Here is a 13,830-nt window from a genome sequence, read left to right as displayed (position 1 = left end):
GCCCACGGCGCATTTCTGCCAATCATAAGTTTATCCTTTGAGCAATCAGTCAAATCCTTAATAAAGATCCCCGCTCCGCTGCCGATAACATTTCCAATTGGCCCCCTGTTCAGAGGTAGTTATGTTTAAGCGAGTGAAAGTCGTTACCGGCCTGGTGAGTGTGCTGGTGTTGTTTGCTGTTCTTCAGTTGGGTACCGGTGGCCTGTTCTTCCAGACCGTCAAAAATGACCGGGATAACTTTGCCTTTAGCCAGCGGCTGCGCGCCTCTCAGCAGGCGATGGGCAATGCCTGGGTCTCGCTGGTGCAGGCACGTAACACACTCAACCGTTCGGGTATTCGTCATCTTCAGGATGCAGGGAAAACCGGCGGGGGCAGCAGCGTCAACGATCTGATGGCGCTGGCGCAGCAGGAGCTGGATAACGCGGATAAATCACTGGCGATATTTAATGCCGCGCTCACTGAACAGGGAAAAAAAGCGGACAACGTGAAGGTGATGCTGGCGGATTATAAGCAGCTTCATGACGCGCTGGATGCCCTGATTGTGATGATGAACACCGGCAGGTTCGATGACTTTGTTGCCCAGCCGACGCAGAGCTATCAGGACAGCTTTCAGAAATCCTATCTGAGCTGGCTGGACACCAATGACCAGCTGACCGCGGGCGTGGTTGAAACCAGTCAGCACTCCTACCAGCAGACTATCTGGGTACTGGCGCTGGTGCTGATTATCTCGCTGGCGGTGATTATTCTGGCCTGGAGCGGCATCAGCAACATGCTGCTGCGGCCGCTGAGGACCAACATTGACCATATCCGACACATTGCCCGCGGCGATCTGACCCAGACCGTTGAGTTTGATGGACGCAATGAAATGTCCGAGCTGGCCAAAAGCCTGCATGAGATGCAGCAGTCGCTGGTGCAGACCGTCAGCGAAGTGCGGGATGGATCCGACGCGATTTATACCGGCGCCAGCGAAATTTCCAGCGGCAATAATGACCTCTCCTCGCGTACCGAGCAGCAGGCCGCCTCGCTGGAACAGACCGCAGCCAGCATGGAACAGCTCACCGCTACCGTGAAGCAGAACGCCGAAAACGCGCGCCAGGCTTCCAAACTGGCGCTCAGCGCCTCCGGTACCGCTGAGAAGGGTGGCAAGGTGGTGGATAGCGTGGTCAAAACCATGCACGACATCGCGGGCAGCTCGAAGAAGATCGCTGATATCACCAGCGTGATTGACGGCATCGCCTTCCAGACCAATATCCTGGCGCTGAACGCCGCGGTTGAGGCGGCCCGTGCGGGTGAGCAGGGCAGAGGCTTTGCCGTGGTCGCCGGTGAAGTACGCAGCCTGGCACAGCGCAGCGCCCAGGCGGCAAAAGAGATTAAAGGACTGATCGAAGACTCAGTCACCCGTGTGGATACCGGCTCGGTGCTGGTAGAAAGCGCTGGTGAGACGATGGCGGAAATTGTCAGCGCGGTCACCCGCGTCACCGACATCATGGGTGAAATTGCCTCCGCCTCCGATGAGCAGAGTCGCGGCATTGACCAGGTGGGTACGGCCGTGACCGAGATGGACCGGGTCACGCAGCAGAACGCCTCGCTGGTTGAAGAGTCTGCGGCAGCCTCGGCCGCGCTGGAAGAGCAGGCGGCCAGGCTGAACCAGGCCGTCGCGGTCTTCCGCATTCGTAAAGAAAATGCCATTCAGGCCGTTAACGTCAGCAGAACAACGCATAGCGACGCGCCTGCCCCGCAGGTAACGTCACGCAAAGCGCTGGCTGCACCGGTATCCAACGATAACTGGGAAACCTTTTAACGTGACCTTAGCCGCCCGCGATGGGCGGCAACACCAGGAGACTTCAATGTTTGCCCGCATTCGCATCTCAACCACCATCATATTTTTACTGGGCCTGTTCTGCGTGATGCAGATCGTTAGCAGCGGGTTATCGTTTAACTCTTTTCGCCTGGACGCGAAAAATTTGCATGACGTCGAGGTCAGCGGTAACCAGCGTGACGCGCTGGGGCAGGCCTGGGCTGATTTACTCAGCGCACGCCTGACGCTAAGCCGCGCCGGGACGCGTGCGGCACTGAGTATGCCGCGCGATCAGGTAACAAGTTTAATGGCAAAGGCTCAGGAAGATCTGAATGCTGCCGATAACGCTTATAAGACCTTTGAAGCCATCCCGGCACTGACGCCAGAAGGCAGCGTCCTGAAGAAGGAGATGAAGGGAGTTTATGACGGATACTCCCAGGAGCTGGCGCGGCTGATTGCTTATTTACAGAACTACCAGCTACAGGACTTCCTGAACTCTCCCACGCAGGGCACGCAGGACAAGTTTCAGGCGCAGTACAACCGCTGGATGCTGCATATCGACAAGCTTCGCATTCATGCCAGCCAGGCGAGCAAGGGATTCTACACGCAGTCGATGGCGATATTTTTCTCGACCGTACTGCTGTCGCTGCTGGTGACGCTGGCCGGTGTGACCTGGGTGAAAAAAGCCGTTATCGGCCCGCTGGCGCATATGCGCGGTCACTTTGAGCGCATCGCCTCCGGTAACCTCGGTGGCCGCATTGTGGCGGAAGGACGCAATGAGCTTAGCCAGCTGTTTATCAGCCTGCAGACCATGCAGCAGGCGCTGGCTGAAACGGTCGCTAACGTGCGGGACGGCAGCCATGCCATGCAGACGGGCATCCGTGAAATTGCCTCAGGTAACAACGATCTTTCCGCGCGGACCGAGCAGCAGGCGGCCTCGCTGACGGAAACGGCGGCCAGCATGGAGCAGCTGACGGCGACGGTAACCGGCAATGCAGACAATGCGCGGCAGGCGTCGCTGCTGACCAAAGAAGCCTCTTCGACGGCGCTTAAAGGAGGTTCGCTGACCCGCGATGTGGTGACCACCATGAGTGAAATCGCCCTCAGTTCAAAGAAAATTGGCGATATCACCAGCGTGATTGACGGCATCGCCTTCCAGACCAACATTCTGGCGCTGAACGCAGCGGTAGAGGCGGCGAGGGCGGGTGAACAGGGCAGGGGGTTTGCGGTGGTCGCGGGCGAGGTTCGCAGCCTGGCCCAGCGCAGCGCGCAGGCGGCAAAAGAGATTAAAGGGCTGATCGAAGCGTCGGTTAGCCGGGTCGATCAGGGCTCAACGCTGGTGGCCTCCGCGGGCGAAACCATGGAGGAGATCGTTCAGTCGGTCACCCGCGTGAACGATATTATGGCTGAGATAGCCTCTGCGTCTGACGAGCAGCGCCGGGGAATAGAACAGGTCGCGCTGGCCGTCGGCCAGATGGATCAGGTGACACAACAGAATGCCGCGCTGGTTGAGGAAGCGGCAGCCGCCACGGCAGCACTTGAAGCACAGGCTGATAATCTGACCGACACGGTGAGCCGATTCTCACTGGATGCCGCAGGATAAGCCCGAACAGGTAGCAACGCAGGCTTACAGGGAAAACAAGACGTTTATAACCCCCTTAATCTGCAAATTGCAGGGTGGATCAGGATGAAAAAATCGACGTTGTTAGCGCCAACGGAAAACGCGACGCTGCTGGCCCAGATGGTGCAGCGCCTGCCGTTATCCGATACGCACTTTAAGCGTATCAGCCAGCTGATTTACCAGCGGGCAGGCATTGTACTCGCCGATCACAAACGGGAGATGGTTTACAACCGCCTGGTTCGCCGACTGCGGATGTTAGGCATCGACGATTTTGGTCGTTACCTTGCGCTGCTGGAGAGTGACTCCAACAGCCCGGAGTGGCAGGCGTTTATTAACGCGCTGACCACTAATCTGACGGCGTTTTTCCGTGAGGCGCACCATTTTCCTATCCTGGCTGAACACGCCAAACGGCGCAGCGGTTCCTTCAACGTCTGGTGCGCGGCGGCCTCAACGGGTGAGGAGCCTTACTCGATTGCGCTGACGCTGGCGGAAACGCTGGGCAGCGGGCCGGGTAAGTTCCAGATCCATGCGACGGATATCGACACCCAGGTGCTGGAGAAGGCGCTGGCCGGCGTCTACCGTCAGGAAGAGCTGCGCACGCTGTCACAGCAGCAGATGCAGAAGTTCTTTTTTCGCGGCACCGGCCCCCATTCGGGGATGGTTCGGGTGAGGCCAGAACTGGCCAATATGGTCACCTTTGCGCAGCTGAATCTGCTGGCGAATGAGTGGGCGGTTCCGGGGCCGTTTGATGCGATTTTTTGCCGCAATGTCATGATCTACTTCGACAAAGAGACGCAGGAGAAGATTTTGCGACGCTTTGTCCCGATGTTGAAGCCCGGCGGGATCCTGTTTGCCGGACATTCAGAGAACTTCAGCCAGATCAGTAAAGAGTTTTATCTGCGCGGCCAGACGGTCTACGGACTGACTAAGGAAAGATAATGGGCAAAATCAGAGTGTTATGCGTTGACGACTCCGCACTGATGCGGCAGCTGATGACGGAGATTATCAACAGCCATCCTGACATGGAGATGGTGGCTTCGGCACCGGATCCGCTGGTGGCGCGGGATTTGATTAAGCAGTTCAACCCCGACGTGCTGACGCTGGATGTGGAAATGCCGCGCATGGATGGACTGGATTTTCTGGAAAAGCTGATGCGCCTGCGACCGATGCCGGTCGTGATGGTCTCCTCCCTGACCGGCAAAGGCTCAGAGATTACCCTGCGCGCGCTGGAGCTGGGGGCGGTAGATTTTGTGACTAAACCCTCGCTGGGTATTCGCGAAGGGATGCTGGCCTACAGCCAGATGATTGCCGATAAGGTCCGTGCGGCCTCACGGGCCAGGCTGCAAATGCGCAGCCCGCAGAGCGCCCCGATCATGCTGAAAGCCGGACCGCTGCTGAGCAGCGAGAAGCTGATTGCTATCGGAGCCTCTACCGGCGGCACCGAGGCCATTCGGCATGTGCTTCAGCCGCTGCCGGCGACCAGCCCGGCGCTGCTGATTACTCAGCATATGCCGCCAGGCTTTACCCGCTCTTTTGCCGAGCGGCTGAACAAGCTCTGCCAGATAACGGTAAAAGAGGCAGAGGACGGCGAGCGCATTCTGCCGGGCCACGCCTATATCGCGCCGGGCGCCATGCATCTGGAGCTGGCGCGCAGCGGAGCTAACTATCAGGTCAAGCTTAACGAAGGTCCTCCGGTCAACCGGCACCGACCTTCGGTGGACGTCCTGTTTAAATCAGTGGCGCAGTATGCCGGTCGGAACGCCGTCGGCGTGATCCTGACCGGAATGGGCAATGACGGTGCGGCAGGTTTGCTGGCAATGAATCAGGCAGGCGCCTGGACCATCGCTCAGAACGAAGCGAGCTGCGTGGTATTTGGTATGCCTCGCGAGGCAATTGGCCTCGGGGGCGCCAGTGAGGTGGTGGATCTTCACCAAATCAGCCAGCACATGCTGGCAAAAATTAGCGCCGGACAGGCATTACGTATATAACGCAGCGCCCGTCCCGCGGGGCTACAAAAAACAGGAGTAGGTATGGCAGATAAGAATATGCGGTTTCTGGTGGTCGACGACTTTAACACGATGCGTCGAATCGTCCGTAACCTGTTAAAAGAACTGGGCTTCAACAACGTTGAAGAAGCCGAGGATGGCGTTGACGCGCTCACCAAGCTGCGCGCGGGCGGGTTTGATTTTGTGGTTTCCGACTGGAACATGCCGAATATGGACGGCCTGGAACTGCTGAAAACGATTCGTGCCGACGCCACGCTGGGCAAGCTGCCCGTGCTAATGGTGACGGCTGAAGCCAAGAAAGAGAACATCATTGCGGCTGCGCAGGCTGGTGCCAGCGGCTACGTCGTTAAACCTTTTACCGCGGCCACGCTTGAAGAGAAGTTAGGTAAGATCTTCGAAAAGCTGGGTATGTAAGGAGCCGAGATGACCACTTTACCGACACCAAATGTTGATGCGGCCTCGGCCCACGACATCATCTCCCGAATTGGATCGCTGACGCGGATGCTGCGCGACAGTCTGCGTGAGCTGGGACTGGATCAGGCGATTGCCGAAGCGGCAGAAGCCATTCCGGATGCCCGCGATCGCCTGGATTACGTAGTACAAATGACCGCTCAGGCGGCAGAACGTGCTCTGAACTGCGTGGAGGCATCACAGCCGCGTCAGAACCTGATGGAGAAAGAAGCGAAGGCGCTGAAAGGCCGCTGGGATGAATGGTTTGAACATCCTGTAGACCTGGCAGATGCCCGCTCTCTGGTTACGGATACGCGTGGTTATCTTGAATCCGTACCGGAACACACCGCCTTCACCAACGCCCAGCTGATGGAAATCATGATGGCGCAGGATTTCCAGGATCTGACCGGTCAGGTGATCAAGCGCATGATGGACGTTATCCAGGAGATTGAGCGCCAGCTGCTGGCCGTGCTGCTGGAGAATATTCCTGAGCAGCCGGGTCGGGCGAAAAAGGATGCCGACAGCCTGCTAAATGGTCCACAAATCAATGGAACAGCACCGGGTGTGGTGGCGAACCAGGACCAGGTGGATGACCTGCTCGACAGCCTCGGCTTCTAAAACCGACGATCACGGTCACTAAACTGACGGCCACGGCGTCTGGCATGCGTCGTGGCGTTGGCTAGATTGACGGCCACGGCGTCTGGCATGCGTCGTGGCGGTGGCTAGATTGACGGCCACGGCGTCTGAAACGCGTCGTGGCGGTGGCGCTATCAGGGGAGCAGAGGATGAATCTCGGCGTGGATGTTTATTATCCCGCTGAGACAAACCTCTGCGTCTTTGGCCCGCTGTTTTTCCCTTCCCGTTTACCATCCGTGAAATAACCCCCTTTTTACGCGTTTACTCGCGCCATTATTCCTGCGGCAGTTTGGCATGCTACCCCCTGAAATTCCGTACTAAAGGTGAGCTGCCGTGGCCCAGGACAGCGATGAAGAGAAGACCGAATCCGCTACCCCCCACCGAATAGAAAAAGCGCGTGAGGAGGGGCAAATCCCCCGTTCGCGCGAGCTGACCTCGGTGCTGATGCTGGTTGCAGGCTTAAGTATCCTGTGGATTGGCGGCGAAAGCATGGGCCGCAAGCTGGGGGCGATACTGACGGACGGGCTGAGCTTCAATCACTCGGTTGTGAGTGATACCAGCCAGATGCTGCACCAGATTGGCGACTTGATTACCCAGGCGGTAATGGCCCTGCTGCCTATGATGGCCGGGCTGGTACTGGTGGCCATCGCCGCGCCGATGCTGCTGGGCGGGGTAGTGATCAGTGGCAAAGCGATCAAGGTCGACTTTGGCAAAATGAACCCGATTAAGGGGCTGGCCAAATTATTCTCCGCACAGTCGGCGGCTGAACTGCTCAAGGCCGTGCTGAAAGCCATCCTGGTAGGCTGTGTCACCTGGGGGTATCTGCGCCTTCACTGGCCGGACATGCTGCGCTTAATCAGCGAGGCACCCTTTACCGCGCTGGCCAGCGCGCTGAATATGATAGCGATGTGCAGCCTGCTGGTGGTGCTGGGGCTGTCACCGATGGTGGGATTTGACGTGTTCTGGCAGCTCTACAGCTATTTTAAAGGGCTGCGGATGACCCGCCAGGATATTCGCGACGAGTACAAACAGCAGGAGGGGGATCCGCACGTTAAAGGGCGTATCCGCCAGCAGATGCGGGCCGCCGCACGGCGCAGGATGATGGCTGACGTGCCGAAGGCCGACGTTATCGTGACTAACCCGACGCACTACTCCGTCGCCCTGCAGTATGACGAACGCAAAATGAGCGCGCCGAAAGTGGTCGCTAAAGGGGCCGGCGATATTGCGCTGCGCATCCGTGAGCTGGGTAAAGAGCATCGCATTCCGGTACTGGAAGCGCCGCCGCTGGCGCGTGCGCTGTACCGGCACAGTGAAATTGGCCAGCATATTCCGGGAACGTTATATGCCGCCGTGGCAGAAGTCCTGGCCTGGGTCTGGCAGCTCCGTCGCTGGAAGCTGGAAGGCGGCCTGGCTCCGAAAAAACCTGACAATCTACCGGTGCCGGAAGCGCTGGACTTTGACACAAGAGAAAACGACTGATGGCGAATCTGGCCGCACTATTACGGTTACCGAATTTTAAAGATACCCAGTGGCAGGTGATGGCCGGGCCGGTATTGATACTGATGATCCTGTCGATGATGGTGCTGCCGCTGCCGCCCTTTATCCTCGATCTACTCTTTACCTTTAATATTGCGCTGTCAATCATGGTGCTGCTGGTGGCAATGTTCACCCAGCGCACGCTTGAATTCGCCGCTTTCCCCACCATTTTGCTCTTCTCCACGCTGCTGCGGCTGGCGCTGAACGTCGCCTCCACCCGTATTATCCTGATGCAGGGCCACACCGGCGCCGGGGCGGCGGGGCACGTGGTGGAGGCCTTCGGTCACTTTCTGGTGGGCGGTAACTTTGCCATCGGCATCGTGGTGTTTATTATTCTGGTGATCATCAACTTTATGGTTATCACCAAGGGTGCAGGGCGCATTGCCGAGGTTGGCGCGCGCTTTGTACTGGACGGGATGCCGGGCAAACAGATGGCCATCGATGCCGACCTGAATGCCGGACTGGTGGGTGAGGATGAGGCGAAAAAACGCCGCGCCGAAGTGACCCAGGAAGCGGACTTCTACGGCTCGATGGACGGGGCGAGTAAGTTTGTGCGCGGCGATGCCATCGCCGGTATTATGATCATGGTGATTAACGTGGTTGGCGGCCTGCTGGTGGGGGTTATCCAGCACGGTATGGACGTCGGTCACGCGGCGGAGAGCTATACGCTGCTGACCATTGGTGACGGCCTGGTGGCGCAGATCCCGGCGCTGGTGATTTCGACCGCCGCGGGTGTGATCGTGACCCGCGTTAGCACCGATCAGGACGTTGGCGAGCAGATGGTAAGCCAGCTGTTTAAAAACCCGCGGGTGATGATGCTGAGTGCCGGCGTGCTGGGTCTGCTGGGACTGGTTCCCGGTATGCCTAACTTTGTCTTTCTGCTGTTTACCGCCGGCCTGCTGGGTCTGGCCTGGTACATACGCGGCAAAGAGATCAAACCCAAAGCTGAGCCGCAGTTGCAAAGCAAAACCAACGTTGAGACGGCGGCCAACGTCGAGGCCTCATGGACCGACGTGCAGCTTGAAGATTCGCTGGGAATGGAGGTCGGCTACCGGCTGATCCCGATGGTTGACCATTTACAGGATGGTGAACTGCTGGGCCGCATTCGCAGCATCCGTAAGAAATTCGCTCAGGAGATGGGCTTCCTGCCGCCGGTGGTGCATATTCGCGATAATATGGATCTGCCCCCGGCCCGCTACCGTATTCTGATGAAGGGCGTGGAAATTGGCAGCGGCGATGCCTACCCGGGGCGCTGGATGGCAATTAACCCCGGTACCGCAGCCGGAACGCTGCCGGGTGAAGCCACCGTTGACCCGGCCTTTGGCCTGGCGGCGATTTGGATCGACAGTGCGTTGAAAGAGCAGGCGCAGATCCAGGGCTATACGGTGGTCGAGGCCAGCACCGTGGTGGCCACGCACCTTAACCACCTGATAGGACAGTACGCCAGCGAGCTGTTTGGTCGTCAGGAGGCGCAGCAGCTACTGGATCGCGTGACTCAGGAGATGCCGAAGCTGACCGAGGATCTGATCCCGGGCGTTATCACGCTGACAACCCTGCATAAGGTACTGCAAAATCTGCTGTCCGAGCGCGTCTCGATCCGTGATATGCGCACCATTATCGAAACCCTGGCGGAACACGCGGCAATACAGACCGATCCGCACGAGCTGACCTCGGTGGTGCGCGTGGCGCTGGGCAGGGCAATTACCCAGCAGTGGTTCCCTGGCACCGGCGAAGTTCAGGTGATTGGTCTGGACAGTACGCTTGAACGCCTGCTGTTGCAGGCGCTACAGGGCGGCGGCGGGCTGGAGCCTGGTCTGGCGGACCGACTGCTGGCGCAGGCGCAGGGCGCGCTGGCGCATCAGGAATCACTGGGCGCACCGCCGGTACTGCTGGTGAACCACCCGCTACGGGCGCTGCTTGCCCGCTTCCTGCGCCGTAATCTGCCGCAGCTGATGGTTATTTCTAACCTGGAGCTAACTGAAAACCGCCAGATGCGCATGACCTCAACCATTGGAGGCCACTGATGAAACTGACAGATGCGCATGACCCCAGCCATCGGAGGCCACTGATGAAACCGACGAAGACCCGTGCCACTGCCCCCTGGCGGGCAGTAATGAAACAGGCATTGTGGGGGCTGCTGCTTCTGCCGTGCATCACGCAGGCGGCGGGCGCCTGGCAGGCGAGCAGCGCCGGACCCGGCATGATCAATCGCGGTATGCAGGCGGCCTCGCCTGCATTAACGTCGCCGGAGCCGGTTAGCGGAGTGATGACCGAGGTCGAGTGGCGCTATGTGCTCACCGGCCCGGCGCCGGGCGATCTGCGGGTGCATCTTTGTGCGGAGAGCCGCTGCGTCGCCATTGACGGCGCAAGCGGCACCACGAAGGGGCTGACCAACGTCAGCGCGTCAGAAAGCCTGCATTTTGTTTACGGCGTAGTGGGAAAGGGCAGGATGAATCAGCCCCTGCGGGTACTGAGTAATGAAGTGATGGTGAACTACCGTTAAGTTTTAATACGCGACATAACAGGCAGATTACGCGAGTAATAAACCACATTTATACTTGGCTAACGCACAGGGATCGTAATTTTCAAGCCATACTCACTACAGTAATATTGTGACGGTTTGCAGTTACGTCCCGCCCGCTTGCGGATAGCTTCCCTGGCAACAGTCCCTTTCTCCTGCCGGATTTGGTCCTGCGTTATCAATGTTACCCTTCACCTGTAGGCATCCAGGCCGAATTTCTGGCACCCAGGCTTCTCATTATCTCTTTATACTGTTATTGCAATGACAGACCCAAATAAGCGCGCTGTTTAATCCCCTTATTCTCATACCCTAATACCTTCATCTATTCATCTATTCATCTATTCATCTAATTATTCTTAACTCAGCCTGGAGGCTGCCCATGCGGTACCCGGACAATGCTTTATATCACAATACCCCGGAGGTCACAGTAATGGACAATCGGGGACGGGTGGTACGTACATTGCGCTACCACCGTCACCAGGACTCACTCACAGTGACCGATGAGCGTATCACCCGCCACCATTTCAATGCGCGTGGACACCTTATGCACAGTATCGATCCACGTTTGTTTGATCTGCAGCAGGGGGACATCAGGGTCAGGCCTAATTTCAGCTATCTGTCCCTCCTAACGGGTGATGCTCTGCGCACCGACAGCGTGGATGCGGGTATCACCCTCAATCTAAACGACATTGCTGGTCGCCCGGTTCTGAGTATCTCGGCCTCTGGCAGCACCCGAACCTTCCAGTATGAAGAGGACAACCTGCCCGGTCGCCTTCTCAGCATTAGTGAGAAGGCTACGGGAGAGGCCGCCCGTATCACGGAGCGATTTATCTGGGCCAGCAACGTATCAGCTGGGAAAGATATGAATCTGATGGGTCAGTGCGTGTCTCACTACGACCCCGCGGGACTCAGTCAGATCGATAGTCTCGCACTAACAGGTATCCCGCTTTCGGTGAGCCGTCGGGTATTAAGGGAGGGGGTCGATGCTGACTGGCAGGACAGGGACGAGGTGGCCTGGCAGGACCTGCTGGTTCCGGAGGTCTACATTACGCGGAGTAGGGCCGATACCACCGGGGCAACATTGATGACCACAGATGCGACCGGTAACCAGCAGCGTATGGCGTATGATATTGCCGGACAGCTGCATGAAAGCTGGCTGACGCTGCGGGGAGGAAGTGAACAGATTATCGTGGCTTCCCTGACCTGGTCGGCTGCGGGCCAGAAATTGCGGGAAGTTCACGGCAACGGTGTGGTGACCACCTACACTTACGAGAGGGAAAGCCAGCGATTGACCGGCATTAAAACCGAACGTCCGGTCGGGCATGCCAGCGGTGCCAGCCTGCTACAGGACCTGCGCTATACCTATGATCCGGTGGGCAACGTGGTACAGGTAACCAATGATGCAGAAGCGACCCGGTTCTGGCGCAATCAGAAGGTCGTGCCGCAAAATAACTATCTTTATGACAGTTTGTATCAGTTGGTTGAGGCGACCGGACGTGAAATAGCCGCTATTAGCCAGCAGTATCGTCAGATCCCTGCTCCGTTTATCCCGCTCCCCTCCGATGACAATATTTATACCCAATACACGCGTTACTGGCGCTATGACCGGGGTGATAATCTCTGTCAAATCCGCCATAGCGCGCCCGCGACAGGCAACAGTTTTACCACCGACATTACGGTATCTTCCCAGAGTAATCGCGCGGTGCTCAGTTCCCTGAGCAGAGATATCAATCAGGTTGACGATTTTTTTGACGCTGGCGGACATCAGTTACAGCTGCTGTTGGGTCAAGACCTGCACTGGAATATGCGTGGGGAGTTGCAACGGGTCACGGCAGTAATGCGTGAGGAGACCACTTTCGATCATGAGCGATACCGTTACGGTAGTGACGGGATGCGTATCAGCAAGATCAGCACCAGGATGAATGGCAGCAGCAGCCAGACGCAGCACACACTGTATTTGCCGGGACTGGAACTCCGCGCCACTTATCAGGGGGACAGGCTAAAAGAAGACCTGCATACGGTGAGGGTGGGGGACGCCGGACGTGCTCAGGTGCGCGTGCTCTACTGGGCCATTGGCTTACCGTCGGATATTGATAACTATCAGCTACGTTACAGCTATGACAATCTGATTGGCAGCAGCGGGCTGGAAGTGGATAGCGAGGGTAAGCTTATCAGCATTGAAGAGTATTACCCCTTTGGTGGAACAGCGGCGTGGGCGGCCCGGAGTCAGGTGGAGGCCGGCTATAAAACCCGGCGATACTCGGGCAAAGAGCGGGATGCGACGGGACTATATTATTACGGTTACCGTTATTACCAGAGTTGGGTGGGTAGATGGCTGAGTGCTGACCCGGCAGGAACAATTGATGGGCAGAACCTGTTCTGTATGGTCAGGAACAATCCAGTCAGATTAAAGGATGTAGCAGGGTTAAGTCCTGATGATCCCTGGGAGAAAGAAAACGCTGATGAGCTAAAAACACTTTATGCACCCGCCAAAGTTGATTTGCCATTCAATATCAAAGAGAAGGTGGCGACAGCGCGCGCAGAGAATAAGCCCAGGCATAATATTCTCTATATCAGTGCTAAACCCGATCCATACTCCTCTTTTCCTGGCTCAGAAGCCTATGCAACCCACGAATTTTCGAAGAAAAAAATGAGTTATTTGATGCATAAGGGACACGATGTAAAGGGGGCATATGTCTCGGGGGTTAAAGAATTTACTGATACATGGAACAGTATAGGGAAAAAAACGCTAAAAAATATTGATAAAGTCATTATCGACTATCATGGAGCAATCAGCCCCAAAAGAGGGCATCAAAGTGTTATTATTCTTTCTCAGAACCCTGTGGAACTTCTTGATAAAGCGGCTATAGATGCGTTGGAAAGTCATACGACGGTTAAAGCCGTTTCTTTATACGCCTGCTACAGCGGTTTTGTCGAAAATTACAACCCGACAGTTGGACTTCTGGGGAAACTGACGGATCCTGAAGCATACGCGACAGGTTTTGATGCTCAGGGTGACAATGATATGGGCCTGTTAAAAACGACGCGTCATCCTGATGCAGGCGATCAATTCAGGGGGGCGTTGGCTGCATTAAATATCAGTCGTCAACAGTATGGACGGGTTAAGTATACAAAATCATCCGAAGCTGAAGTGAAGATTGAACATGGAAGGGGGAATTTGGAATTTCCAATTTCAAAATATATGAAGTCATCAGGGGGCTGATCTAATGGGGGCCTGTAACCTGACTACATAATCGTCTTT

Annotated in this window: 10 protein-coding genes; all 10 read left to right on the top strand. The window is 56.8% G+C overall.

Annotated elements, in window-relative coordinates:
- The first annotated feature begins 121 nt into the window (after positions 1-121).
- The 10 genes from AAGR22_RS12715 (at position 122) to AAGR22_RS12670 (ending at position 13,791) form a co-directional block, all read left to right on the top strand.
- Complete coding sequence (locus AAGR22_RS12715; protein ID WP_345827855.1) at positions 122-1,801, top strand: methyl-accepting chemotaxis protein; 1,680 nt, start codon at positions 122-124, stop codon at positions 1,799-1,801.
- Positions 1,802-1,847: 46 nt separating this feature from the next.
- Positions 1,848-3,401 (top strand): methyl-accepting chemotaxis protein, encoded by a 1,554-nt coding sequence (locus AAGR22_RS12710; RefSeq protein ID WP_067701066.1) that lies wholly within the window; start codon positions 1,848-1,850, stop codon positions 3,399-3,401.
- A gap of 84 nt (positions 3,402-3,485) precedes the next feature.
- Positions 3,486-4,358 carry a protein-glutamate O-methyltransferase CheR gene (gene cheR, locus AAGR22_RS12705; protein WP_345827853.1) on the top strand — a complete coding sequence of 291 codons (873 nt, stop codon included), beginning with the start codon at positions 3,486-3,488 and terminating at the stop codon, positions 4,356-4,358.
- Positions 4,358-5,407, top strand: a complete 1,050-nt coding sequence (locus AAGR22_RS12700) for a chemotaxis response regulator protein-glutamate methylesterase (protein ID WP_345827852.1) — start codon at positions 4,358-4,360, stop codon at positions 5,405-5,407. The genes cheR and AAGR22_RS12700 overlap by 1 nt, the downstream gene beginning before the upstream one ends.
- Before the next feature lie 42 nt (positions 5,408-5,449).
- Positions 5,450-5,839 (top strand): chemotaxis response regulator CheY, encoded by a 390-nt coding sequence (cheY, locus tag AAGR22_RS12695; RefSeq protein WP_067701075.1) that lies wholly within the window; start codon positions 5,450-5,452, stop codon positions 5,837-5,839.
- A 9-nt stretch (positions 5,840-5,848) separates the two neighbouring features.
- Positions 5,849-6,493, top strand: a complete 645-nt coding sequence (gene cheZ, locus AAGR22_RS12690) for a protein phosphatase CheZ (RefSeq protein WP_067701079.1) — start codon at positions 5,849-5,851, stop codon at positions 6,491-6,493.
- A gap of 351 nt (positions 6,494-6,844) precedes the next feature.
- Positions 6,845-7,990: a flagellar biosynthesis protein FlhB gene (gene flhB / locus AAGR22_RS12685; protein WP_067701081.1), complete on the top strand. Its 1,146-nt coding sequence runs from the start codon at positions 6,845-6,847 to the stop codon at positions 7,988-7,990.
- Positions 7,990-10,071 carry a flagellar biosynthesis protein FlhA gene (flhA, locus tag AAGR22_RS12680; protein ID WP_067701084.1) on the top strand — a complete coding sequence of 694 codons (2,082 nt, stop codon included), beginning with the start codon at positions 7,990-7,992 and terminating at the stop codon, positions 10,069-10,071. Before flhB ends, flhA begins: the two co-directional genes overlap by 1 nt.
- An 89-nt stretch (positions 10,072-10,160) precedes the next feature.
- On the top strand, positions 10,161-10,550 hold the full coding sequence (locus tag AAGR22_RS12675; protein WP_345831592.1) for a flagellar protein FlhE: 390 nt from the start codon (positions 10,161-10,163) through the stop codon (positions 10,548-10,550).
- Positions 10,551-10,947: 397 nt separating this feature from the next.
- A complete protein-coding gene (locus AAGR22_RS12670; protein WP_345827846.1) occupies positions 10,948-13,791 on the top strand; it encodes an RHS repeat domain-containing protein in 2,844 nt (947 codons plus the stop codon).
- Positions 13,792-13,830 lie beyond the last annotated feature (39 nt).

The organism is Erwinia sp. HDF1-3R (assembly GCF_039621855.1).
Lineage (GTDB): Bacteria > Pseudomonadota > Gammaproteobacteria > Enterobacterales > Enterobacteriaceae > Erwinia.
This window is presented reverse-complemented; position numbering and strand designations above follow the sequence as displayed.

Excerpts from the sequence above, each read along its gene's own strand:
- AAGR22_RS12670 (WP_345827846.1), top strand. The coding sequence starts at position 10,948 with ATGCGGTACCCGGACAATGCTTTATATCACAATACCCCGGAGGTCACA.
- cheR (WP_345827853.1), top strand. The coding sequence starts at position 3,486 with ATGAAAAAATCGACGTTGTTAGCGCCAACGGAAAACGCGACGCTGCTG.
- cheZ (WP_067701079.1), top strand. The coding sequence starts at position 5,849 with ATGACCACTTTACCGACACCAAATGTTGATGCGGCCTCGGCCCACGAC.
- AAGR22_RS12675 (WP_345831592.1), top strand. The coding sequence starts at position 10,161 with ATGAAACAGGCATTGTGGGGGCTGCTGCTTCTGCCGTGCATCACGCAG.
- flhA (WP_067701084.1), top strand. The coding sequence starts at position 7,990 with ATGGCGAATCTGGCCGCACTATTACGGTTACCGAATTTTAAAGATACC.
- AAGR22_RS12710 (WP_067701066.1), top strand. The coding sequence starts at position 1,848 with ATGTTTGCCCGCATTCGCATCTCAACCACCATCATATTTTTACTGGGC.
- AAGR22_RS12715 (WP_345827855.1), top strand. The coding sequence starts at position 122 with ATGTTTAAGCGAGTGAAAGTCGTTACCGGCCTGGTGAGTGTGCTGGTG.
- cheY (WP_067701075.1), top strand. The coding sequence starts at position 5,450 with ATGGCAGATAAGAATATGCGGTTTCTGGTGGTCGACGACTTTAACACG.
- AAGR22_RS12700 (WP_345827852.1), top strand. The coding sequence starts at position 4,358 with ATGGGCAAAATCAGAGTGTTATGCGTTGACGACTCCGCACTGATGCGG.